This is a genomic window from Tolypothrix sp. FACHB-123 (assembly GCF_014697075.1).
Lineage (GTDB): Bacteria > Cyanobacteriota > Cyanobacteriia > Cyanobacteriales > Nostocaceae > Aulosira.
The window spans coordinates 187,934-211,806 of record NZ_JACJRE010000007.1 but is presented as its reverse complement, the minus strand read 5'-3'; the positions used below and the strand labels follow the sequence as shown (position 1 = coordinate 211,806).

At 40.5% G+C, this 23,873-nt stretch carries 16 protein-coding genes, 1 pseudogene and 1 CRISPR repeat array; of the genes and pseudogenes, 9 read left to right on the top strand and 8 right to left on the bottom strand.

Going from position 1 to position 23,873, the window contains the following annotated elements; translation table 11 throughout:
- Positions 1–217, bottom strand: a 217-nt coding sequence (locus tag H6G41_RS34780) for a hypothetical protein (RefSeq protein ID WP_206756941.1), incomplete at its 3' end; no start/stop codon positions are given.
- Positions 218–621: 404 nt separating this feature from the next.
- On the opposite strand from H6G41_RS34780, the gene H6G41_RS07585 reads away from it, so the two are divergent.
- Both H6G41_RS07585 and H6G41_RS07580 read left to right on the top strand, forming a co-directional pair.
- A complete protein-coding gene (locus tag H6G41_RS07585; protein WP_190745099.1) occupies positions 622–2,832 on the top strand; it encodes a GUN4 domain-containing protein in 2,211 nt (736 codons plus the stop codon).
- A 227-nt stretch (positions 2,833–3,059) separates the two neighbouring features.
- Positions 3,060–3,737 (top strand): sugar transferase, encoded by a 678-nt coding sequence (locus H6G41_RS07580; RefSeq protein ID WP_190745097.1) that lies wholly within the window; start codon positions 3,060–3,062, stop codon positions 3,735–3,737.
- A 442-nt stretch (positions 3,738–4,179) separates the two neighbouring features.
- On the opposite strand, the gene H6G41_RS07575 is transcribed toward H6G41_RS07580, so the two are convergent.
- Positions 4,180–7,326 (bottom strand): CHAT domain-containing tetratricopeptide repeat protein, encoded by a 3,147-nt coding sequence (locus H6G41_RS07575; protein WP_190745095.1) that lies wholly within the window; start codon positions 7,324–7,326, stop codon positions 4,180–4,182.
- A 591-nt stretch (positions 7,327–7,917) separates the two neighbouring features.
- Positions 7,918–8,115, bottom strand: a pseudogene (locus tag H6G41_RS35000) (hypothetical protein); the annotation flags it as partial.
- 249 nt (positions 8,116–8,364) lie between these two features.
- On the opposite strand from H6G41_RS35000, the gene H6G41_RS07570 reads away from it, so the two are divergent.
- Positions 8,365–8,934 carry a hypothetical protein gene (locus H6G41_RS07570; RefSeq protein WP_190745093.1) on the top strand — a complete coding sequence of 190 codons (570 nt, stop codon included), beginning with the start codon at positions 8,365–8,367 and terminating at the stop codon, positions 8,932–8,934.
- 242 nt (positions 8,935–9,176) lie between these two features.
- A CRISPR array of direct repeats spans positions 9,177–10,218; the repeat unit is 37 nt; unit sequence GTTTCAATCCCTAATAGGGATTAGGTGAAATTGCAAT.
- 249 nt (positions 10,219–10,467) lie between these two features.
- Here H6G41_RS07570 and H6G41_RS07565 read toward each other — a convergent pair.
- Complete coding sequence (locus tag H6G41_RS07565; RefSeq protein WP_190745091.1) at positions 10,468–12,093, bottom strand: adenylate/guanylate cyclase domain-containing protein; 1,626 nt, start codon at positions 12,091–12,093, stop codon at positions 10,468–10,470.
- Positions 12,094–12,340: 247 nt separating this feature from the next.
- On the opposite strand from H6G41_RS07565, the gene H6G41_RS07560 reads away from it, so the two are divergent.
- Complete coding sequence (locus tag H6G41_RS07560; protein WP_190745089.1) at positions 12,341–13,810, top strand: serine/threonine-protein kinase; 1,470 nt, start codon at positions 12,341–12,343, stop codon at positions 13,808–13,810.
- A gap of 588 nt (positions 13,811–14,398) precedes the next feature.
- Here the strand turns inward: H6G41_RS07560 and ylqF are convergent.
- Both ylqF and H6G41_RS07550 read right to left on the bottom strand, forming a co-directional pair.
- Positions 14,399–15,280 carry a ribosome biogenesis GTPase YlqF gene (gene ylqF / locus H6G41_RS07555; RefSeq protein WP_190745087.1) on the bottom strand — a complete coding sequence of 294 codons (882 nt, stop codon included), beginning with the start codon at positions 15,278–15,280 and terminating at the stop codon, positions 14,399–14,401.
- An 18-nt stretch (positions 15,281–15,298) separates the two neighbouring features.
- On the bottom strand, positions 15,299–15,706 hold the full coding sequence (locus H6G41_RS07550) for a VOC family protein (protein ID WP_190745085.1): 408 nt from the start codon (positions 15,704–15,706) through the stop codon (positions 15,299–15,301).
- 667 nt (positions 15,707–16,373) lie between these two features.
- Between H6G41_RS07550 and lepB the strand changes: the two genes are divergently transcribed.
- Together lepB and H6G41_RS07540 are read left to right on the top strand one after the other, a co-directional pair.
- Positions 16,374–16,946, top strand: a complete 573-nt coding sequence (lepB, locus tag H6G41_RS07545; protein WP_190745083.1) for a signal peptidase I — start codon at positions 16,374–16,376, stop codon at positions 16,944–16,946.
- Between the two features lie 238 nt (positions 16,947–17,184).
- Complete coding sequence (locus tag H6G41_RS07540) at positions 17,185–18,207, top strand: hypothetical protein (RefSeq protein ID WP_190745081.1); 1,023 nt, start codon at positions 17,185–17,187, stop codon at positions 18,205–18,207.
- A gap of 83 nt (positions 18,208–18,290) precedes the next feature.
- Here H6G41_RS07540 and H6G41_RS07535 read toward each other — a convergent pair whose 3' ends face one another.
- A complete protein-coding gene (locus H6G41_RS07535; RefSeq protein ID WP_190745079.1) occupies positions 18,291–19,022 on the bottom strand; it encodes a Uma2 family endonuclease in 732 nt (243 codons plus the stop codon).
- Between the two features lie 187 nt (positions 19,023–19,209).
- On the opposite strand from H6G41_RS07535, the gene H6G41_RS07530 reads away from it, so the two are divergent.
- Positions 19,210–19,713, top strand: coding sequence for a hypothetical protein (locus tag H6G41_RS07530; RefSeq protein WP_190745077.1), 504 nt, complete (start codon positions 19,210–19,212; stop codon positions 19,711–19,713).
- A gap of 331 nt (positions 19,714–20,044) precedes the next feature.
- Here H6G41_RS07530 and H6G41_RS07525 read toward each other — a convergent pair whose 3' ends face one another.
- Complete coding sequence (locus tag H6G41_RS07525) at positions 20,045–20,296, bottom strand: hypothetical protein (RefSeq protein ID WP_190745122.1); 252 nt, start codon at positions 20,294–20,296, stop codon at positions 20,045–20,047.
- A 457-nt stretch (positions 20,297–20,753) separates the two neighbouring features.
- Here H6G41_RS07525 and ppsA point away from each other — a divergent pair, with 457 nt between their 5' ends.
- On the top strand, positions 20,754–23,210 hold the full coding sequence (ppsA, locus tag H6G41_RS07520) for a phosphoenolpyruvate synthase (protein ID WP_190745075.1): 2,457 nt from the start codon (positions 20,754–20,756) through the stop codon (positions 23,208–23,210).
- 87 nt (positions 23,211–23,297) lie between these two features.
- Complete coding sequence (locus tag H6G41_RS07515; protein WP_190745073.1) at positions 23,298–23,825, top strand: universal stress protein; 528 nt, start codon at positions 23,298–23,300, stop codon at positions 23,823–23,825.
- Positions 23,826–23,873: the final 48 nt, after the last annotated feature.

Below are 23,873 nucleotides of genomic sequence, written 5' to 3'. Positions count from 1 at the left end.
ATTTAGCTACAAAACATCCCTTATTTACACTGTTTAACTTCAAAGCAGACGACAAGTGTATAGATTCTTCATGCATAGATGAGGGGGAGAAAAGGGGTTGCTCTCGGCAACCCCTTTTCTCCCCCTTAAAATGATTATCATTCTTGAGAAAACCTGTCTCTTGTTTTTCTTGGAATAATTTATTCTTTGGAAGTCCCATAGCTTTTGAGAAGTTCATCAGCATCCATCAAGCCTGCCCTCCCAAATCTTGAATGAATATCCAGAAATTAGACTATGTGAGTGAAAATTGCCGTAATTAGCTTGTTGATAGGGCGGAGAAAAACGCCGCAGGAATTTGAAAACTATAAACAATCGGCTATGGCAATAGGAATTATGAGCAGCAGCAATAGGCGTTTGCTCAAGGGTGACGAGAAATGCGATCGCTTTTTTCGGTCACTTAATTTGTTCACTTGTATGTCTTAATGTAAAGAATTATAACGATTTCGTTACAAATAAGCAATAACTTCTCAGTTATCTTTTGAAAGTTCCCGATCGCAGGTGAAAATATTCCCAACTCCGGGAACTAAATTTACTGCACTTACGTATCTTTAATGAGATAAACTTTTCGTCAAAGCTGTTTAAATGTGTCCAGTTGGGGTTCGTACTAGTCACTCAACTCATGCCCTAGAAACGGGTGTGGCGAAGCTTTGGCTCTTATTGGTGGGTGTGAACCAATATGAAGATGAAGAAATACCAAGTTTGCAATATTCAGCCTTAGATTGCCAAGGGTTAGGTGAAGCTTTAAAAGCTGCTACACAAGCTTTTCCCCAAAAAGAGGTGATGATTTATCACGATTTCGCCTCTAAACAGCCAAAGTTAGAAAATGTTCTTACCAGTCTGAGAGAAATTGCGGCGGCGACTCAACCAATTGACACTGTTCTATTTTATTTCTCTGGGCATGGGATGCTAGACCCATCGACGCAGCAAGTAATACTTTGTCTGCAAGATACGCAAAAATCAAACTTAATAGATACTGGTTTAAAGTTGCAGGAAGTTTTACAACTTTTGGAAAATTGTTCTGCTCAGCAGCAATTATTAATATTAGATGCTTGTCATAGTGGAGGGATGACACTCTTGGGTGCAAGAGGTGAAGTAGATCCCCAACTTCACCCGACACCAGAGTTAGTGGAAATGCTGCGACAACGCGCCGCAAAAAGAAAAGGATTTTATGCTTTATTATCTTGCGATCGCTCTCAGCAATCTTGGGAATTTCCTCAATTAGGGCATGGAGTATTTACATATTACTTAATTCGCGGGTTAAAAGGAGAAGCGGCTGACTCTCAAGGTGTCATCGAAGCCGATGGACTTTACCGCTATGTTTATCACCAAACACTTTTATATATAGATAAAGCTAATCAGCAGTTACGAGTTATTAATCAACTCAAAAAAGGACGGGGAGACAATTCCATCCACCCCGAATATCCTTCACAAACTCCAAAGCGCATTGTCGAAGGCATAGGAGAAGTAATTTTAGGAATCAAACCTAAAACTATTACATCCTCGCGACATCCAAGACAAGCATTAATTGTTGAAGGACTTCCTCAAAGTAAAACCTCCCTATCCTTAAGTAAAATACTCAGTAACGCTGGTAGTTTTGCAGTCAATTATTGGACTGTGCGGGGGAATAATCCCCAGTCAGATGTGCGTAAAGCTATTCAAAAATGCTTACTGTCAGAATCTTTTGCTGACTCAATGACTAACTTTACTACCCCAGATGCAGCTGCAACCGTATTGTTATATTTACGAGGAAAAATTCACGAGACGGAACAAGGCGAAGCCATATTATTACTGTCTGAAGATCAAATAATTCATCGCTCCTGGTTAAGAAAACAGCTGCGCCGATGCCGATCGCAACAAATTATCATTTTAGATTGTCTATTAGAACCAGGGAGCGGCAAAGTATCGCTGCGTGATTGGTTGGAAGAACTGCAATTAGGATTAGACACAGGACAATGTTTAATTGCTGCTGCGGGAACTCTTGATGATAATGAAAAATTTGCAAATACGCTATTGGCAACCCTCAATCAAGCAACACAGCCAAATGGACTTACCGCAGCAGGTTGGATTACACAATTACAAGTAGAATTTGCACAAACTGATATCCAATTATATTTTTGGTTGTCTGGCTCTCAGGGAATAATTGAAGTCTTACCTGGTAAAACTCTATTTTCTGGGGAAAATGTCGATGAAAAAGCTGAAAATAGGAAGAATTTTACCCCTGATAAATTAAATTCTGAAGTTGGGATAGATTACACTTATTTACGCGATTTATTGCAAGCTCAAAGATGGCAAGAAGCAGATCGAGAAACTACAAATCTCATCCTCAAGGTAGTTGAAAAACAGCCCTATTTGGATATTCCTACAATCAACAAAATTCCTTGTACAGACCTTTATACTATTGACAAACTTTGGGTAAGTTATAGTCATGGACGCTTTGGTTTTAGCGTTCAGAATCGTATCTGGCAGGGTATTAAAGATTATTCTGCTACTGATCCTATGTTGGCTTTAATAATTGGTAATGCCAAAGTCGCTGCTTCCGAAACTTGCATTGACTTTGCTAATCGTGTTGGCTGGCGTTTGCGAGACTATTGGCTTGATTATAACAGTCTCACCTGGGAGGGGGATGCACCGCTAGGACATCTACCTTATGTGGGTTTTTTTGAACCGGTTTGGCGTGTCAAAGTGTTAGGAGTGTGGGAATGGCATAGTGCGATCGCAACCGCTAATTGGTGGGAATTGTGTGTTGCTCTATTTACGCGGATAGAAACTTGTAAAATCCATAGTTCTGGCTGAACGCAGATATATAAAGTAGTTCAAAGTAGTTCATCAACGATCGAGATAATTCATCAGGGTAAGGTATGAGGCTAATAGAAATTCTACTGATATTCATTGATTTCCTGGAATTTGCTCAAAAACCACTGTATCCCCAAATATACTGAGTTTTCTTGATTTAACAGGAAATGAATGTCATAAGCTACATGATAACTAAGTAATTCTACTTTGCTAATTGAGGCCGAATAATGCAGTACACACAATTACAAGGAATTTCTCAAGATCTATCTTTGACATTTTGGGAAGCAGAATTTACACCTCATCCCTCAGTGCAGTCTAAATTTAAACGTCTGTTAGACATTTTGGGGAGTTTGGTAGGACTATTGATTTTAGCAATTTTGTTTGTGCCCATTGCGATCGCAATTAAAATTGATAGTCCAGGGCCAATTTTCTTTGCTCAAGAACGCTACGGGTTGCAAGGAAGGCCATTCCGTTTATATAAGTTCCGCTCTATGGTGAGTGACGCCGAGCAATTAAAATCTTTAGTTGATAACGAAGCTAATGGACTCATATTTAAAAACAAAAATGATTTTAGAATTACTAAAATTGGACATTTTTTAAGAAGTACCAGTTTGGATGAACTGCCGCAATTTTGGAATGTTTTGCTCAATGATATGAGCTTAGTTGGTACTCGTCCACCTACAGGTGATGAAGTTATTCACTATACAGAAAAACATTGGCAGCGTTTAAATGTTAAACCAGGTTTAACTGGAGAATGGCAAGTTAACGGACGTTCCCAAGTGACAAATTTTGAGCAAATAGTTGATTTAGATTTACAGTATCAAAATAACTGGCATCCATTGTATGATTTGTCTTTAATTATTAAAACAATCTATGTCATCTTTGCCAGAGTTGGCGCATTTTAACAGCAGAATTCAGTAAATGAAAAATATAAACTAGGGGCGCGGTTATCGCGCCTTTAAATTAGGTAAGCGAATTTTTTTAATTTAGGTTATTAGAAAATAATAGCTGTTGACTGTTGACTGTTGACTGACTCGAAAGGCTTTTATTGTCAGGATTTTATCTTAGCTTGATGTCCTAATCTATCTGGCTACGGCTATAATACCAATTTGAAAAAAGAATGGGACAGATGGTGGAGGCACGGCAATGCCATGCGTTCTAGAATATATTGATGTGTCGAAATATTATTTTAATCGTTATAAGTATACAGTTTTTAGACTTTGCGATCGATCGCATTATCACCCGATGCATTAATATAACCAGCAAATGCGTAGACGCAGAGCGGCTTGTCGTTGACATCGCTTCAAACTCTCCCCTTACCCCCGGTCGCCGAGCGCAGTCGAGGCGCTATCTCCACTCCCCCTGCACCGTAAACGCCGCCCATTCATTCAGACTGCGCCCATCTTGCCATAACTTCTTCTGCGCGGCACGCAATGCCTCAGCCGGCTTTTGATTTTGCTGCAACATCTGCTGATAAAATTCCTGCATTAATATTGATGTGCCTTCATCGTTAACTTGCCACAACGACACCGCCACCCGCGCCGCACCTGCATACATTAAGCCGCGTGTCAAGCCTACCAATCCCTCACCGTTGACATCTTTACCTAGCCCAGTGTCGCAAGCACTTAAGACAATTAACTCTGCGGGGTAATCTTGGTTAAACAAATCGCCTAAACTTAATTTATTGTTGGTTAAATATTTACCTTGTTTATCATAGCTAGACAGTAGAATTCCTGATAACTGTGGTTCCTTGGGATCGACTATACCGTGAGTGGCAAAATGGAGAATGCGATATTGATTTAAAGCGCCGCTAGTCGCCCAATTGTAATTAGCATCAAAACCCAAAGCTTTGAGACTGTTAGCTGCTGGTATAAGATTTAAAATCGCTTTGGCTTCCTCGGCTGTGAATGGTAGCCGGTTCCAACCATTGCGCTTGAGGTTTTTGGCGGAACGATTTAGCTGAGATTGTTGTAATTGGGCTGAAACATCAAGATTCTTGTTGCTAGATTGAGGTTGATCCGTTTCTTGGCAATTTTCATCTTTAAATCGGCAATCGGTAGCATTAAATACCGGATCGGCAAGGATAGCTAAAGCTTTCGGTGCGGGTTGACGCTTGGCGAGTTGTTGGCGTTGAAATGCAATGGTTGAGGCTGAGGGTAAATTGACGATTTCATGATTTACCATCAGTGGTTGGTATTCGGAACCAGCTTGAAAAAGTGATTTCTCCCTTGTCCCCCTTGTCCCCCTTGTCCCCCCTTCATTCACATCAGCCAAGGCTGCAAAGGGAATAGTTTGCAAGCCACCATCAGCGACAATTACTAACCGCTTTCCTGGTAATTGCTCGGCGACAGGTGCGAGGATAAGTTGACTCAGTTTTTGGGCTTCTTCAATGGCAAATTCACCTGCTGTTTCTTGTTGCAAACTGGAATGAAATCTTGTGGCAACTTTTTCTATTTCCTCGCGTGGGGGAAGGGTGTAAACTTGCATTGATGTAGAAGTAACAGCCCATAAAAAGCTGCGTTCTTCGCCTAATGAATACTGCAACAGCAGGGTGTCTTGATCTAGTTGTTGTTGAATTTGCGGTAATTTGAGAATGTCTTTGTCTGGATCTGGGTTGGTTAATTTTGCATATTCTGGGTTAGAAGTCCGAATTTGGGCTTGTAGTTGTTCGTATTGATTGGTGAGATTGGCGATTTCTTGCTTCAGTCGTTGAATAGCGGCTTTGGTAACTAAGTCGTTTTTATTGCTTGAAGCTTCTAAATTGCGTTGCAGTGTAGTTTTAGCGTCTATTTGCTGTCGTAAATTCCGTTCTTGAGCGATGAGTTGCGGGTTTGCGCCTTTAAGAATTTTGGCGTTGGCTTCGTTTAATAATTCGATGAGGCTGCGGGCGCGGGAGCGTTCGCTGTAATGTAGAGCTAATGCAGCGTATCCTTGTGATGGTTCTTTTTTGTGCAGTTCCATCAGCAAGTCGATGTAGAATTTGTAAACACCTTGCTGGGTGGCGAAGTAAGAACTGCGAAGGTCTTTGTTGTCAATTTTGGTGCGTAATTCTTCGATAATTTTGATAGCGGCTTCTACATTGGTGCGGGCTGCTTGGAGATTTCCGCGACTGCGTTCTAGGTAGGCGAGGTTGTAAAGGGTATTAGCTTCCCCACCTCTGTCGCCTACCGCCCGCCATAGTGGGAGTGCATTGTTGTAATATTCCAAAGCTTTCTGCTTTTCCCTTAAATCGTCGTAAACTTTGCCGATATTATTCAGGGTAGTAGCTTCCCCAGAGCGATCACCCACAGCCCGAATTAGTGGGAGTGCATTGTTGTAATATTCTAAAGCCTTCTGCTTTTCCCCTAAATCGTCGTAAACTTTGCCGATATTATTCAGGGTAGTAGCTTCCCCAGAACGATCGCCCACCGCCCGCCACAGTGGGAGTGCATTGTTGTAATATTCCAAAGCCTTCTGCTTTTCCCCTAAATCGTTGTAAACTTTACCGACATTATTGAGGGTTCTAGCTTCTCCACCCCTGTCGCCTACCGCCCGAATTAGTGGGAGTGCATTGTTGTAATATTCCAAAGCCTTCTGCTTTTCCCCTAAATCGTCGTGAACTTTGCCGATATTATTCAGGGTAGTAGCTTCCCCAGAACGATCACCCACAGCCCGAATTAGTGGGAGTGCATTGTTGTAATATTCCAAAGCCTTCTGCTTTTCCCCTAAATCGGAGTAAACCACGCCAATATTATTCAGGGTAATAGCTTCCCCAGAGCGATCACTCACCGCCCGCCACAGTGGGAGTGCATTGTTGAAATATTCCAAAGCCTTTTGCTTTTCCCCTAAATCGGAGTAAACTTTGCCGAAACTAACCAGGGTAGAAGCTTCTCCACCCCTGTCGCCCACCGCCCGATACAGTGGGAGTACTTTGTTGTAATATTCCAAAGCCTTCTGCTTTTCCCCTAAATCGTCGTAAACTTTGCCGATATTATTCAGGGTAGTAGCTTCCCCAGAGCGATCGCTCACCGCCCGCCACAGTGGGAGTGCATTGTTGAAATATTCCAAAGCCTTCTGCTTTTCCCCTAAATCGTCGTAAGCTGCGCCGATATTATTCAGGGTAGAAGCTTCTCCACCCCTGTCGCCCACCGCCCGATACAGTGGGAGTGCATTGTTGAAATATTCCAAAGCCTTCTGCTTTTCCCCTAAAGCATCGTAAACATAGCCAATACCAAGTGAAGTATAAGCTTCTTTTGCTTTATCCCCTGCTTTCTGCCACAATATCAGCGCTTGTTGCCATTTTTCTCTCGCCTGTCGCAGTGATTCTGCTGTACCTTGTTTGTAAAGTGCCATTCCTTCATCAAAAGCTTTTTCTGCTGCGACGCGGTTTGCATCTTGCTGTGTTGTGGTTGGCTGCTGGGCGATTTGCGTCTGTTTAAATGTGGCGTTTGCTCCCACTGACTCGGATAATAAAACTACACTCAGCAAGCAGGTTAAAGTGTAAAGCCTATGCATAATTCGTAATTTGTAATTTGTAATTTGTAATTTGTAGGGGCGGGTTTATTTGGATCATCGTTAATCAGCAAGGATATCTGTAAACCCGCCCCTACCGTAATTTGTCATCAGGAGGTATGAGAAGGTATTAAGGCGCTTAGGTGTCAATCTGTAGCTTGATTGGGGATAATTGGGATTATTAAGTTATTTTCAGAATATATACTGAGCTAGATGGGATTTAGTTTAAAGGTTGCGTGAATATTGGCTGAGGCTGGTTTCAGTTTTGGCAACAAATTTAAGGTAAGTTGTCTGTTCATGGGTGTTTTTCCTCGCGTCTCTTCTCTTTATCCGTGAGGGGCGAGGACTTATGCAGTTTTTGCGTTTTGATGCCAGATACAGGGTATTTCGCGTCAATTATGTATGCGCTTTGGGGGTATGGCAACATTGGTGTCAACTTAACCTTAGATGCACATAGGGTAAGTATTTGGGGTTCTCTCTCTTTACCCCATAAACTTTCGATCCCCCCTAACCCCCCTTAAAAAAGCAGGGCTGTTTCATTCGTAATGATATGTATTTTGTCAATATCATTGGCGATAAATATCAGGAAAAATGTTGATTTATTCTTAAGTTTTCGCGTAAGTTGTAAACTAATTCGAGTATTGCTTGTTGGTATGGATGATTTAATGGTAGCGCTTGCAACTCAACAATTGCTTGTGACTGCACGCTTCCCCTACCCAACAGCCTTAACCATAATGTATCTGGAGTTGAGGGTAGTTAGTGTATCGCTACAATTGCTGTCCGCAAAGCATCGTATATGCAGCAAAAACATAAATATAGGTAAGTTTATACTTTTTGTTGAGGCTAGGTATTGAATAAATATAAAGTATTTTCTATTACCTGACTATGTATTAACTGATATTCAAGATACTTATTTTAAATTCATCCGTAATTGTAAATTCCTAACTTGTAGTTACTTTTCTAGGATTTTAATTTCTATTTAGAAGCTGAACTAGATTGATCATTAAAAATTTTTACTTATTTAATTATGGGTTAGTATTTATGCAAACCATAAAGTCAATTTTATTTGCAGCGATCGCAACTTTAGGAATTACATCTTGTAACTACCAATCTCAGGTATCTGGACAACAGCCAACATTACAATATGCATCTGTAGATCCTCAGCTTCAAAGTTACATTGGTTTAAGATATACGACTACTAAGGAACTTAAGGAAATAGAGTTTTTGGGTGCTTCTATCTTTGGCGGTGGTGCTGTCAAAAATATGCAAGGCGGCTATACCTATGTCCGCAAAGGGCAAAAAAACATGCTATGGCTGACAGGACAAATAAATGTTGTAAATCAACAACAACCTGCTTGGAAAGTATTAGATATATTGTCATTTCCAGAATACGATCGTCTGCTAAATAATAATTCCTATTATTTAGGCTGGGGTGGACGTTGCAGAATCAAAAATGGGTTATCAAACCCTGATGTTGTGGCGATCGCAGTTTTGTCAAAAGAAGAATGGTTAAGGGATATCAAGCAAGCGTGGAAAATTAACCGCGAAACTGGTAAATTTGAGCCTTATTCCCCAAATAATATTTCCTGCGAAAATCCTAATTTAGGTTAATCCATTCATTCCTATAGCAATCCTATTTCAGTTGCGAAAAATATCGGTTTTGGCTGTTGACATTTCGAGTGAGCTTTAGTGGGGTGCTGTTGATTGTTGATTGACTTGAAAGACTTTTATTGTCAGGATTTTATCTCAGATTTATGTCCTAATTTATCTGGCTACGGCTAGGATTCTGGAAAAATAACGCGACAAATTGTAGGGGCATTGGCACCGCCATGCCCTCTAGAATATATTAATGTTTCGCCAACATTATTTAAACTGGTATGAAATTGCAATAATGGGGCGGGCGTATTCCATTTGTGATCTTGGTAGTTTCAATCCCTAATAGGGATTAGGTGAAATTGCAATGCCGAAGATGAATATGAAGCAATGCCCCCATTCTGTTTCAATCCCTAATAGGGATTAGGTGAAATTGCAATATTGGTGCCAGCATCGGTCAAACATCTTTGTCCTAGTTTCAATCCCTAATAGGGATTAGGTGAAATTGCAATATTATTAATATAAACAGCAGACTTGAAAGACAAAGGTTTCAATCCCTAATAGGGATTAGGTGAAATTGCAATCCAAACGCGCTGCTGATGATGGCTATCTAAGCCTATCGGGTTTCAATCCCTAATAGGGATTAGGTGAAATTGCAATTGTGAAGTTGGCTCCATTAGCATCTCATCTAATGAGTTTCAATCCCTAATAGGGATTAGGTGAAATTGCAATAGCTTTTAATTGCATAAAATGTGGTCATAAAATCGTTTCAATCCCTAATAGGGATTAGGTGAAATTGCAATTGGTAAATTTCGAGCAATGCTTGATGATGAACCTGTTTCAATCCCTAATAGGGATTAGGTGAAATTGCAATCCCATTCATGCAATTGTTGCCTGAGATTCAAGAAAGTTTCAATCCCTAATAGGGATTAGGTGAAATTGCAATCATACGCATTGAGAGGCGATCGCGCTGCAATGTTTCAATCCCTAATAGGGATTAGGTGAAATTGCAATATGCTGATGGCATCTTTCACCGCCTTGGATTTGTTTCAATCCCTAATAGGGATTAGGTGAAATTGCAATTTATAGAGTATTCCGGGGTTAGCGCTCTTATAGTTCCGTTTCAATCCCTAATAGGGATTAGGTGAAATTGCAATGGAAAGAAGCCATCTATCATAAAGGAGCATTTTTTGTTTCAATCCCTAATAGGGATTAGGTGAAATTGCAATTCAAGTGATAACTCTCAATCTAAGAGTAGAGAGCGTGTTTCAATCCCTAATAGGGATTAGGTGAAATTGCAATAGCAGCAGCCGCAAAGCCAAGGTATATGGAGTTTTCAAGGTTCAGGTGCGCGAATGGATAAATCATAACATGGCAAATAGTGAAACGGCAAACCCAAAATGGCTGAAAGCTAAACCCTGTAAGACGCGCGGGTACTTATATATCTATAAATTCTTGTAAGTCTTACACAGAAATAGTTTCACCAATTTTTGTAGAAACTGCCTTTTCTACACCTACCCATCCGCGCCTTCTCTCATATCGCTGCCTAATTTATTGATGCATTGTGGTTTGATAAACTTTGATCAACCGATTAATGCCTTTAAAACTATAGCTTCCCATTTCTTGAAAATCTGAAGGTTCGGAAAGCATTTTGAAAGTGACTTCACTAATTACGCATTCACCAGGAGGACAAACTGCTTCCATACGTGCAGCTAGGTTAATTGTACCGCCTAAGGCTGTATATTCAACCCGTTGGGAGCTACCAACATCGCCAACAACGGCTTTACCGCTATTAATTGCAATGCGTAATTGTAAAGGTTCTTGCCAAAAACCATTCATATTGAGACGTTCTAGGCGAGTTAGCATACCTTTTGCGGCTGCTGTGGCGCGTTGGGCATGATCTGGTTGTGGTTCAGGCGCACCAAAGAACGCCATAATACAATCACCAATATATTTATCTAAAGTGCCACCATAGGCGAACACTTCTTGCAACATCTCTTCAAATAAATTATTGAGTAATTTAGCGATCGCAGTTGGTGTTACCCTTTCAGAAATAGCCGTAAAGCCCACTAAATCTGCAAATAAAATGCTAATTTCGCTTTCTTCGGGAGGTAAACGTCCATCGGGTAACTTACCTACAGATATCAACTGCTGCACTACAGCCGGAGAGTGATAGCGTTCTAGTCTGTGACGAATTACCTCTTCATTTTTTAATCTATCTAATAATAACCAACGTTGCACGCTAGAAGCTACCAGATTAGCTAAAGCGGAAAAAAAGCTGAGTTCTTCTTCACCTTCATTTGCCCAATGGTAAGAAGATAAATGTGCATCTGCATACAACACACCCACAACTTTATTTTCATCCCATAATGGCACAGCCATGACGCTGCGAATTCCTTTAACTAAAACGCTGTGTTCTCCAGAAAAGCGCTCATCTTTATGGGTATCAGCCGATTGAATTACAACCTGTTCGTCAAATACTGTTTGACAAATACTCCGACTAATCCAACTACCATCAGCTGCTAAATTTTGTTGTTGAGCAGCATTTCTTGTAGCAGCATTCATTAATTCTAAATTACCATTGCCATTAACATCAATTAATAATGCCAAGCGGTCAATACTATCAAGATAGCGAAATACTACTTCTTGAACTTGGGAAAAAATCGCTTCTATGGATGTAGCTGCACAAAGATTTTTAGCGATATTGACTAAATCTTTTAATCTGGCAATCGTGATATCTTTATTGCTAATTGCACCGTCTTTGCTATCAGCTTCTATCCATTGCTGCTGTAGCTGTTGAACGTTGCGAAAAATTGTTTTTTGCTCGCTATTATCCTTTTCCTCTTGCTGATTTGGCTGATTTGTTAATTGTCTGGCAGGATCGATAATAAACACCATTAAACTGACATTACCTAACCAAACAATGTCACCGTGATGCAATTGTTGGGGACGGGTAAGTATCCGTTCATTAACTTGTGTGCCATTTTTACTCCCCATATCCTCAATAGTCCACACTCCATCGCCAGCCTTGACAATTTTGGCATGGTTACGAGAAACACCACCAAAAGGTAGATACAAGTTACATTCTGGTAACCTACCAATAGTAAATACATCTTGATCCACTGAAACAACGGTTTCAGTATCTCCCTCGTGTAGACGTAGTTTAAGTTCAGTCATGAGTGTGAAATATCAGTCCTGGAATCTGGAGGTTCAAGCATGTTTGAGATGGGGGATACTCAAAGAGTCAGTCTTTGGCTTTATCTTTATGACATTATTAATGGCATTTCGACAACGGAAAGGTAGTAATTATTACGGAACAATTATATTTAGATATACATCAGCTTTATTGTGAAAATCGTAATAAACTTTTTCTTTCAGGAAAAAGTGTATTCTAGTGAACAGTTAACCTCAGTAAAGCTATACGATGATCGGCAGATTACTAGACCAACGTTACCAAGTGGTCGAACTATTAGGCAAAGGCGGATTTGGTCATACCTATATAGCTCAGGATACTCGCCGTCCTGGAAATCCTGCTTGTGTGGTTAAACACCTCAAGCCGATTACTAGCGATCCAGAATTTTTGCCATTAGCAAGACGTTTGTTTAATAGAGAAGCCGAAACTCTCGAAAAATTGGGACACAATGACCAGATTCCCAGGCTTTTAGCTTACTTTGAGGAAAACGAAGAATTCTATTTAGTCCAAGAGTTGGTTGAAGGACACCCACTGTCTTGGGAAATGGCTCCCGGAACTCGGTGGAGTGAAGAGCAAGTAATTCAAATGTTGCAAGAAGTCTTACCAATTCTCGAATTTATTCACAGTCATGGGGTAATTCATCGCGATCTCAAGCCGGATAATTTAATCCGCCGTGCTAGCGATAATAAAATAGTCCTGGTTGATTTTGGCGCGGTTAAACAAATTAAAAGCTACTCGCTGATGACGACAGAACAGCTGAAAAATGATACTTTGGCTGTAGGAACTCCCGGCTATATGCCAAGCGAACAGGGACAAGGTAGACCAAGACCTTGTAGTGATATTTACGCTTTGGGGATAACTTGCATCCAAGCAATTACAGGTTTAAATCCCAAACAGTTAGGAGAAGATGCTGTCAGTGGGGAAATATTATGGCAGCATCATGCTCAAGTTAGCAATCAATTGGCAGTTATCTTGAATAAGATGATCCGCCATTATTTCAAATACCGCTATCAAACAGCTACCGAGGTGCTGCAATCCCTCACTTCTATCACTAACGCTAGCACACCTGGGGCTGTAGCAACTGTGGTTACCCAGATGGTAGGTCACTATTTGAAAGATGGCTATGTGACTGCTACCAAAGTCATGCATTATTTGCAAGAATTAGCCAAGCCTTGTTATATTCCCCCAGATAATGGTACCAATTCTGACCCTACATTAGCGCCATTAACTGCTGCTTCTACCTTACGCGCCTCTGAGGTAAAAAGTAATATCTCAAATAAAACAATTACTACTTCTATTCCTACGCGATCGCCTAGCAGTTTTTCTGTTCGTCTACGTTCAATTCCCCAATCTAAGCGCAAATCGCGATTGCTGATTGGTGGTGCTGCGGCGATCGCGATCGCGGCTTTGGGAATTTCATCTGCGAATAACTCACAAAAACTCGCTTCTAGCACTCCGCAAAATGAAGTTAAGCCTGTAGCAACTACCCCAAATCAACCCGAACAGAAAACCGGTTGTCTAACTGTTGTTAGTTCTTCCAATTTACGCGCTGGTTCGGGACAAAGAAGAACCGGAAAAGTCATTAAAGCCGGGACTCAAGTAACAACTACCGGCAGAATTGACGGTGGTTGGGTAGAAATTAGTGCTCCCGAAGTTGGTTGGATTTGGAAAAGTCGCACCAGAAATTCCTGTGCTAAATAATTCCAATTAAAAAAGAATGCCACAGATTGTAGGGGCATGGCACCGACAATCTTTTGGTACATACAATAATTTTACTGGTGCCGTGCCCCTACAGCGTGGTCTATTTACCTGAAAATAGCTGTAGAAAAAAGGCGTCAAAATCGTTTTGATCGTCATCAAAGTCGTTTTGATCGTCATCAAAGTCGTTTTGATCGTCATCAAAGTCGTTTTGATCGTCATCAAAGTCGTTTTGATCGTCGTCAAAGTCGTTTTGATCGTCGTCAAAGTCGTTTTGATCGTCGTCAAAGTCGTTTTGATTGTCACCAAAGTCGTTTTGATCGTCATCAAAGTCGTTTTGTCGTCGTCATACCATTTCACAAAAAATATGATGTGAATGTAGGTTGGGTTGAGGAACGAAACCCAACACCCAAGGTCTTGTCATTGTTGGGTTTCACTTCGTTCAACCCAACCTACGCATCTGTCTCATTTTTTTCTGGAATTGGTATCAAAGTCGTTTTGGTCATCGTCAAAGTTTTAACGTAAGTAAAAATGCTGATGGTGCGTTGCGCTGCGCGACAACACACCCTACATTTAATTACGAATTACAAATTAATTTGGCGGAAGCTCCAAAGGTATTTCGCCTAGTAAACCTTTGCGATAATCTGTTAATAATTGCCTTGCGGCTCTTTCCACATCACCTTTATAACGATGTTCGGCTAAAAGGTGCAAATATACATCGCCTATATGGGGTGAAGAATCAAGGTCATAGCGAGATTCTAAGGGTTTTTTGGGTAATAACTCAGTAGCTACATCTTGCAGATAATTCAACACATTAACTAATTCTGCGGCTACGAGTTGATTATCATAAGACGCTTCGCCAATATCATCACAAATAGCTAATTTTAATGCAGCTTCTTGGTCTTCCAATTTCAGCGGGATAACACCAGGCGCATCTAATAATTCTAATTGATCGGAAATGCGTACCCAGCGCAATTGCCGAGTTACACCCGGACGCGCTGCGCTTTCTACTACCCGTTTTCCCAATAAACGGTTAATTAATGCTGATTTCCCCACATTGGGAAAACCAATGACTACCGCACGTACTGGACGGGGTAACATTCCGCGATCGCGTCTTCTTTGATTTAATTCTACACCAGCTGCTTGTGCGGCTTTTAACACAGCCGGAACACCTTGACCATGTTGAGCATTGGTAGAATAAGCTGTTTCTCCCTGACGTTTAAAGTAGTCTACCCAAAGCGATCGCACTTGGGGAGAAATCATATCTAAGCGATTGAGTATTAACAACCGCGTTTTACTTCCCACCCATTCATCAATTTGCGGATGATGTGTCGCTAAGGGAATCCGCGCATCTCTGACTTCTAGTACCACATCTACCCGCTTTAGCTGTTCTTTGAGATTCTTTTCCGCCTTGGCAATGTGACCGGGATACCATTGGATAACGTTTAATTTATAGTTCTGTGTTAGTGACATTATTTTAATTGTCCTTTGTCAATAGTCAATGATCGTTTGTTCTGAATAACTTTGTTGAGCTGCTTGATGTAGAATCAAACGATTACCATCAGGATCGTAAGCATAGATTTCTCTACCGTGAGAAGCGATTGTAATATTTCTCGGTGGGGGATAACCCAAGGATATCAGGTGAGCGATCGCCGCTTCTAGGTTACTCACCTCTAAACACAAACTTATCTTACTTTTAGTTGTACTTTCAAATTCTGCCTCATCTGTGCTTTTGGGTTTAAAAATACCTAGCCGCAACCCAGATAACTGAAACTCAGCATACACTTTAGGTATCACAGATATAGGATTTTGCCCTAAAAGCTTTGTATAGAAGCTCACTATAGCATCCAAATTAACAGTTGCTATCGTGACAATTGCATCACTATATTGAAAAGTCATATCTTCATTTAATTACACAAATTTGAAAAAAGAATGGGACAGATAGTAGGGGCATGGCAGTGCCATGCCCTCTAGAATATATTGATGTGCCACAAACATTATTTAAATTGGTATTACACTTTATTAGGACTTACGCAAAAGTCACGGAATTACGTCGCTACCCTCGTAATGACGTAATCGCTTGATATTCTGGGATTGCTTCCCTACACTGCGTTCCGGTCGCAATGACAAATTTTGTTTGTGTAAGTCCTGTTTATAAAAATCTTCAATTTATTAATAACAATACGGCAACTAGGAAAAAAACAAATAATAAATAACAAATAAGAAAAAACCGACTGGCTGTATCGCGCCACCAGTCGGCAACTAGTTTACTTTTCTGAATCAGACAATTAAACGCATAATGTTATAAAACCTTGCCTTATAATTGCAACAGTTAGGTAACGGTATTTAAATTACCTATTTACTATACCTAATAGTTGCCTGGTCTCGACTTATACAGGCTATAGTTTATTATCAGCGCTTTTGCCTATAATTGGTAGATGCGATATCCCTATATATTAATACTTGTAAGGGTTATTGCTGAAAACCCAGCTTGATTACAAGTATACCTTGAGCATCAAAATAATCAAGGTATTTGTTCCACTTTTTTAACTGGCTGAAAAATTCTATGACTTCTCACGAAAGTGATGTAAAAGATACTCCGGCGGCGTCAAAAATCTGGCGTAGTTGGCAAGAAAATTTGGTTTTGATTGCGATCGCTTTAGTTCTAGCATTTGCGATTCGCACTTTTATTGCCGAACCGCGCTACATCCCTTCTGATTCTATGTTACCCACATTACATACAGGCGATCGCTTGGTGGTAGAAAAAATCTCTTACCGTTTTCACCCTCCAAAAACTGGAGATATTGTTGTTTTTCAGCCACCAGAACAATTGCAACAGCGTGGATATCCTAAAGACCAAGCTTTTATCAAGCGTATCATTGGCGAACCAGGAGAAACAGTCAGCGTTGCCCGTGGTAAAGTTTACCTCAATGGTAAAGCTTTGTCAGAAGATTACATTGCTGAACCAGCAAATAATCCTTATCCACCAAACACAGTTCCCGAAGGCGAGTTTTTTGTCATGGGAGATAATCGGAATGATAGTAATGACTCTCGCTACTGGGGTTTTTTACCGCAAAAATATATCATTGGTAGAGCCACATTTCGCTTTTGGCCGCTTAACCGGATTGGTTTAATTTAAGTCAAAGCGCGATCGCTATCTCTGCGATCAAACACTACGATTCTGCCAAATAATTTTTGTGGGTATGTAGTCAGTAAGTTATTGCTCTCTTTAGTAATAAAATGCTGACTACATCAAAACTAGATTGTGATTTTTGGCTTGCAACACCCACACCTATTTAAGTCAAAATTAGACCTTAGTCGAAATCGCTGAAAGTCTGACAGGTTGTAAAATTTGGGAATTGAGGAGGAAAGGTGATATGAGTGATGTCAACAAACAAGCCATTAAGCGCAAAAAAGCCAGTACATCCACAGTTTCTCATCCATCACTAGTTTCACCAACAACTCCGACGTTGGCAAACCCAACAAGTGGCTTGACCAAAATTAATCGCGATCGCATTCCCACCGCAACTGAGGTATCAACTGAGTTAGCAAATATACCTGCTACGGGTGATGTCATTCCAGCAAAACCCTTAAGTCACGACATTAGTCGGATGTCTGTGTTGCGTCCACAACGAGACAGCATTCAACAGATAACAGAGAATGTGCCGATTCAGCGAGATGAAGCCAGCAATTTGCCACCGGTTCCCAACTACCAACTTTCTCCACCTTCACTGCTACAACCTCCCGATCCGACTTCACGCTACGGCTTAGGTATGGATACGCAGTTACAACTCGATCCACAGATACAAGCAATGGCAATGCAGTATGCTCAACAGCAGTTGCAGCCTTCGATAATTCGTCCAGCTTTGAATCAGATAAATTTAGGACTACCGGCAAATCTCGGCGCTGGTAGTCCTAACACACCTAATCCCTTTGCTACGCCAACACCACCTGCGGCTGCTCCACTGGTACCGGCGGGTGCGGGGCCAGAAACTCCCCGAACTGCGACAGCCGGGGATTTACTGCAAGCGATTATGGCTGTACCAGCAATTGATAGTGCCTTAACTTCATTACAAACACAAGTAAGCGATCGCATTTCTCAAGATTGGCAGCGCTTAAGCACTGGTGAGCAGGTTGCTGTTGTTAGCACCACTGCATTGATTGGTATAAGTGCGATCGCAGGTGTGCTTTCCGATCCAAATACAAGAGAATTTACATTAAGTCAATTAAATGGGCGAACTTTTGCTGTGCCAAAAGCCAACTGGTTACGCTTGGAGATTAATACAGGCGCTGACAACTTAATGTTAGGAATGCATGTTGATATTGGCAGCTTATTACCACCCCAATTAGGGTTTGGAGCATCTTCTCCCCGTCCGATTGGTGCACCTCCTGAGAGATAATTAACTATTTGCGGAAACTGCGAACACTTTTTCTGCCAAAGCTACGGGAATGCGATCGCTTATTTTCAGCTATTAAACTCAACTTACTCTGGTAACTCCCCAAATCTTTCTTTATATCGAGCCAGCATCGCTTCTATTTCTGCAAGCTGCTGTTGTGCTTGTTCGCGTTCTTGTTCAGCTTGTTGGCGCTGCTGCTGTTCCTGTTGTGCTACTTCTTCCGGTGTTGGTACAAGTTGTCCATCAGCAGTGAAAAAGCGCAATTTCGATTGATGAACGCCTAAATATAGCTCTAATTGCTGACTCCACAGTAAACCAGCCGCATTTGGTTGCAGTGGTTGATAACGACCATCTAATAAATGAAATCCTTTAAATTCTAAACTGTCTGGGTCAAACCAAAAATAGTCAGGAGTCCGCCAAATATCTTGATAAATTTCCTTTTTCAAGCCTCTATCAGTACTTGCGGTTTTATCAGACAGAATCTCCACAATCACATTTGGGTATTTACCATCTTCTTCCCAAACTACCCAGCTTTTGCGCGGTTTGCGATCGCTATTTAAAACTACAAAAAAATCAGGGCCTCTAAACTGCTCAGATTTACGCTGACGGGGACTGTAATACACTGTCATATTGCCGCAAGCGTAAAAATCTTGACGCTCTTTCCAGCACCATTCTAAACACTGTATCAACAGCAATATTTGCCGCAAGTGCAGTTCTGTTTCCAAAGGCGGTTCATCACTGTATAAGTCACCAGGAGGAAATATAACATCTTCTGGTGCATCTTCTGATATCAGTGCCAAATCTTGAGCAGAAGACATAATTATTTTTGATCTGCGACTATTTGAATAAAATATAGCCTTTCCCAACCTACTAGGGACAAGGCAGTACCTTGCCCCTTCTCGATATAATCTTATATTATTTATCTTCTGCCTTATATTTGCATAGCCCCTAGGTCATTCGCTAGGCTATTGATTGATATTATCGCGACTCTCAGGCTTGCTATGTATGGATTTTGAAGGTAAAACTACTGCTACAACTGCTACAGACAACATGGAATTGCCATCTACTAATGCTCCTAAGCCCTTGGAATTGCTGCGAGATACGGAGGCTTTACTACGTCGTCCTACAGTAGCCAAACTCATGCCCATTTTACCACCAAAGTTAAGCAATAAATTACAAACAGCCTCATCTTTAGCCGAAGAATCTTTACAGGAACTAGCAGAAATTAACCTAGAAGAAATAGGTGATTTTGATTTGCGTCCTGCAAGGATTCGTGTAGGTTTAAGCTTTGTCGGTTTTGGCGCATTGATGATAGTTATATTGTTACTGCACTTGAAGACATTAAATTTCCAAGTCAATTCCGTTGAACAAATGCAGAAGTTTTGGTATCAATATGTGTGGTTTGTTTGCTTAGGTGTAGCGGGAATGTTCATCTTAGGTAGAGAAACCATGCGTCCTATTCGGAAACCAAGAAGATTCACCAAACGCCAGAATATCAATCCTCAATGATTTGTGAAATATTAGATGTAGGGTTGTTGACTTTTAACGGTTAACTGTTGACAGTCAATAGCCAAAACCGATATTTTTCACAACTGAAATAGGAACGCTATATTTTCTCGAAGTATTATTACTCATTTTAATAAATGCATAATGCCACATCTGGCTAGATAAATAGCCAAAAAAATTTGCCTACCAACAATAGCTTGGCTAGCGAAGATTAACTTACGAGTCCATAGTCAATAGTCAATAATTAATAGTTAATTGTTAAAAAGAATCATCAACTATCAACTATTGACTTTGGACTATTAATTATATTGCTAAAACTCTGTTTATCTATTTTTTAAGCGGGGATATCTTGGATACCTATCCAGCCGCTACGTCTAAGACGTTTATTCGTAGCCAACTCGGCATTATTATTTTTGCGGTGCGCCAAGACTTTGGGTAAATTCTCTACTACATCTTCCAATAATGGATTGGAATTTATTTCCCCTAATACTGGCATTTCTTGCCAACAGTGGCGACAAAACCAGTAAAGATCAGAACCGCGTACATGTTGCAGCAGTAAGTTAGAACAACAAGGACAGTAACTCATATTCTCAAACCCTTTTTTAAAATCGATTGAAAAATATAGATAGTGGGAATAAAAAAACACTCTTTATGAATTCAAGATAATTTTCAATTGTGAGGAACTTGTGAGGAAAGTTAAGTTTTTTACTTATTATTCATATTTATATACATTTCGCAATACATCACTTAAATGTGGGAACCAGACATAAACTCTAGTCAATAAAACTGTAGAGCTTGCTTGCAGACAAGGTTCTCAGGTATTTGATTAAGGTAAATTTGCTCGCTTATTTCCTCACAAGATCCTCAAATTATCCGCGTATAAACATAAGTGTGGGGTTGAGGAGTAGAACAATTAGTTACATCCCTCTAATACCAATTACGGATTTGAGATTTTGGATGAATGGATTTGGGATGAAAAAATCTTTAAAAATACAAACTATCCCAAATTGGTACTAAGTATCTCTATTTTAGGAATTTAAATCATGCTAGAAATGCTGCACGATCAAAACGCCGAACGCCAAGTTTCCAGAGAACAAGCTTTAGTCTTATCTTTAGGTGAAGTTGGGATTGCAGATATTCCTTTAGTAGGTGGTAAAAACGCTTCTTTGGGAGAAATGATTCAACAATTGAAGCGCAAAGGGGTGAAAGTTCCTACAGGATTTGCGACTACTGCTTACGCTTATAGATATTTTATTTCGGCGGCGGGAATAGAAGCAAAACTCAGAGAGATTTTTGCAGATTTAAATGTAGAAGATGTAGATAATTTGCGGCGTTGTGGAAAACAAGCAAGATTGTTGATGCTGCAAACTCCATTTCCGTTAGCATTACAAGAAGCGATCGCCCGCGCTTATCAAAGTCTGTGTCAGCAATATGAATCGGATACCGATGTCGCCGTCCGTTCCAGCGCGACTGCGGAAGATTTACCCGACGCCAGTTTTGCAGGACAACAAGAAACATATTTAAACGTCCACGGATTAGAAGCTGTCTTACAAGCTTGTCATAAATGCTTTGCGTCTATCTTTACCGATCGCGCCATTTCCTATCGTCAAATTAAAGGTTTTGACCACTTTAATATTGCCCTATCAGTTGGCGTCCAAAAAATGGTGCGTTCTGACTTGGCTTGTTCTGGTGTCATGTTCTCCATCGACACAGAAACCGGTTTTAAAGACGCAGCTTTAATTACAGCTGCTTACGGTTTGGGTGAAAACGTCGTTCAAGGCGCAGTTAACCCAGATGAATATTTAGTATTTAAACCAACATTAAAGCAGGGATATCATCCAATCCTCAAAAAACGCCTGGGTAGTAAAGAAATTAAAATGGTTTATGACCTGGGCGGCTCAAAATTGACTAAAAACGTTTCCGTCGCCCCTTCAGAACGTAACGTTTATGCACTCAATGATGAGGAAATTTTACAACTAGCTCACTGGGCTTGCATTATTGAAGAACATTATTCCCAAGTTCGTGGTGTTTACACGCCAATGGATATTGAATGGGCAAAAGATGGTAATAGTAATGAACTGTATATTGTCCAAGCCCGCCCAGAAACAGTCCAGTCGCAAAAAATAGAAAATGTTCTGCGTAGTTATCACCTTGTATTGGGAGAAAAACCCCTACCAACTCCCTTAGTTACAGGTCGCAGTGTTGGTGAGATGATCGGTAATGGTAAAGTCCGAGTCATCTTAGATATACATCAAATTAACCAATTCCAAGCCGGAGACATCTTAGTCACCAACCGCACTGACCCCGACTGGGAACCAATCATGAAACGCGCGAGTGCGATCGTCACAAACTCTGGTGGACGCACCTGTCACGCAGCGATTATAGCCAGAGAATTAGGAATTCCCGCGATCGTTGGTTGTGGTAATGCTACTACATTATTAAAAACTGGACAAGAAATTACCGTTAGTTGTGCAGAAGGCGAAACTGGTAAAGTTTACCCCGGTTTATTATCCTATGAAGTTCAAGAATTACCATTAGAAAAATTGCCCCATACCCACACCCAAATTATGATGAATGTGGGCAATCCGGAAGAAGCATTTAGCTTTGCCGCTATTCCGAATGATGGTGTAGGATTAGCCAGGATGGAATTTATCATTGCCAACCAAATTAAAGTTCATCCTTTAGCATTACTGCACTTTGATGAATTAACAGACGAACTAGCTAAATACAAAATTGCCGAATTAACTGCTGAATATGAAAATAAAGCACAGTTCTTTGTGGATAAATTAGCTGAAGGTATTGGTACGATAGCCGCAGCATTTTATCCCAAACCTGTAATCGTCCGTTTATCAGATTTCAAGAGTAACGAATACGCCAATCTTTTAGGTGGAAAACAATTTGAACCCACAGAAGAAAACCCCATGATTGGCTGGCGTGGTGCTTCTCGTTATTATGACGATCGCTATCGTGAAGGCTTCGCTTTAGAATGTCAAGCGATGAAGCAAGTAAGAGATTATAAAGGCTTAACCAATGTCATTTTAATGATACCTTTCTGTCGGACTCCAGAAGAAGGTCAACGTGTCTTGGCAGAAATGGCAAAACACGGTTTAGTCAGAGGAGAAAATGGTTTACAAGTTTATGTCATGTGTGAATTACCGAGTAATGTTCTCCTAGCAGACGAATTTAGTCAAGTATTTGATGGCTTTTCTATTGGTTCCAATGACCTAACACAATTAACTCTCGGACTAGATAGAGATTCCGAATTAGTCGCCCATTTATTTGATGAAAGAAATGAAGCTGTGAAGCGAACAATTGCTAAAGCAATCAGCACAGTTAAACAGCATGGAAAGAAAATTGGTATTTGCGGTCAAGCACCAAGCGATTACCCAGAATTTGCCAGATTTCTCGTAGAACAGGGAATTGATTCCATTAGTCTTAACCCTGATTCTGTACTCAAAACTCTGTTAGAAATTGCTGTTGCTGAAACAGATAAGCAATGAGATTGATGGGTGAAAAGGTAACTGTTGACTGTTGACTGTTGACAGTTACTGTTTTGAATAATGGCTATTAATTAAGGACAAAATAATATGTTTCACAAAATTTTGGTTGCTGTAAATAACTCAGATGTTACACAACAAATTTTTGACCAAGCTTTATCTTTAGCAAAAGCAACTAATGCTGAATTAATCATAATGTATGTGCTTTCGCCATTTGATGAGCGCTATCCAACGCCTCCTGGTATGGGTACAGATGGTATTTATTCACCTTTCACTACTGATGATGTTAATTATTATTTAGGGAAATGGGAATCTTTAAAACATGAGGGAATAGAACTCTTAACATTATTAACCAATCAAGCGATCGCTCAAGGTGTAAACGCTGAATATACTCAAGAATTTGGCGATCCTGGCCGGATGATTTGTGAAGTTGGGCGGAAAGCGCAAGCAGATCTAATTATTATCGGTCGTCGGGGATTGAGTGGAATTAAAGAGTTTTTCTTAGGTAGCGTCAGTAATTATGTGTTACACCATGCCCATTGTTCTGTGTTAACAGTGCAAGGTGCGCTCGACGATTCTACCCCAACTCCTAAGGCAATGCTAGCAGAATCAGCTTGATTTTATGCTATTGCATAGATTCGTAGTTAATGGTCAATGGTCAATGGT

What these genes read in the sequence shown, in the direction of transcription:
- lepB (WP_190745083.1), top strand. Translation starts at nt 16,374, where the DNA reads ATGACTTCTCACGAAAGTGATGTAAAAGATACTCCGGCGGCGTCAAAA.
- H6G41_RS07525 (WP_190745122.1), bottom strand. Translation starts at nt 20,296, where the DNA reads ATGAGTTACTGTCCTTGTTGTTCTAACTTACTGCTGCAACATGTACGC.
- H6G41_RS07565 (WP_190745091.1), bottom strand. Translation starts at nt 12,093, where the DNA reads ATGACTGAACTTAAACTACGTCTACACGAGGGAGATACTGAAACCGTT.
- H6G41_RS07575 (WP_190745095.1), bottom strand. Translation starts at nt 7,326, where the DNA reads ATGCATAGGCTTTACACTTTAACCTGCTTGCTGAGTGTAGTTTTATTA.
- H6G41_RS07550 (WP_190745085.1), bottom strand. Translation starts at nt 15,706, where the DNA reads ATGACTTTTCAATATAGTGATGCAATTGTCACGATAGCAACTGTTAAT.
- H6G41_RS07570 (WP_190745093.1), top strand. Translation starts at nt 8,365, where the DNA reads ATGCAAACCATAAAGTCAATTTTATTTGCAGCGATCGCAACTTTAGGA.
- ppsA (WP_190745075.1), top strand. Translation starts at nt 20,754, where the DNA reads ATGCTAGAAATGCTGCACGATCAAAACGCCGAACGCCAAGTTTCCAGA.
- H6G41_RS07530 (WP_190745077.1), top strand. Translation starts at nt 19,210, where the DNA reads ATGGATTTTGAAGGTAAAACTACTGCTACAACTGCTACAGACAACATG.
- ylqF (WP_190745087.1), bottom strand. Translation starts at nt 15,280, where the DNA reads ATGTCACTAACACAGAACTATAAATTAAACGTTATCCAATGGTATCCC.
- H6G41_RS07585 (WP_190745099.1), top strand. Translation starts at nt 622, where the DNA reads ATGTGTCCAGTTGGGGTTCGTACTAGTCACTCAACTCATGCCCTAGAA.
- H6G41_RS07515 (WP_190745073.1), top strand. Translation starts at nt 23,298, where the DNA reads ATGTTTCACAAAATTTTGGTTGCTGTAAATAACTCAGATGTTACACAA.
- H6G41_RS07580 (WP_190745097.1), top strand. Translation starts at nt 3,060, where the DNA reads ATGCAGTACACACAATTACAAGGAATTTCTCAAGATCTATCTTTGACA.
- H6G41_RS07540 (WP_190745081.1), top strand. Translation starts at nt 17,185, where the DNA reads ATGAGTGATGTCAACAAACAAGCCATTAAGCGCAAAAAAGCCAGTACA.
- H6G41_RS07535 (WP_190745079.1), bottom strand. Translation starts at nt 19,022, where the DNA reads ATGTCTTCTGCTCAAGATTTGGCACTGATATCAGAAGATGCACCAGAA.
- H6G41_RS07560 (WP_190745089.1), top strand. Translation starts at nt 12,341, where the DNA reads ATGATCGGCAGATTACTAGACCAACGTTACCAAGTGGTCGAACTATTA.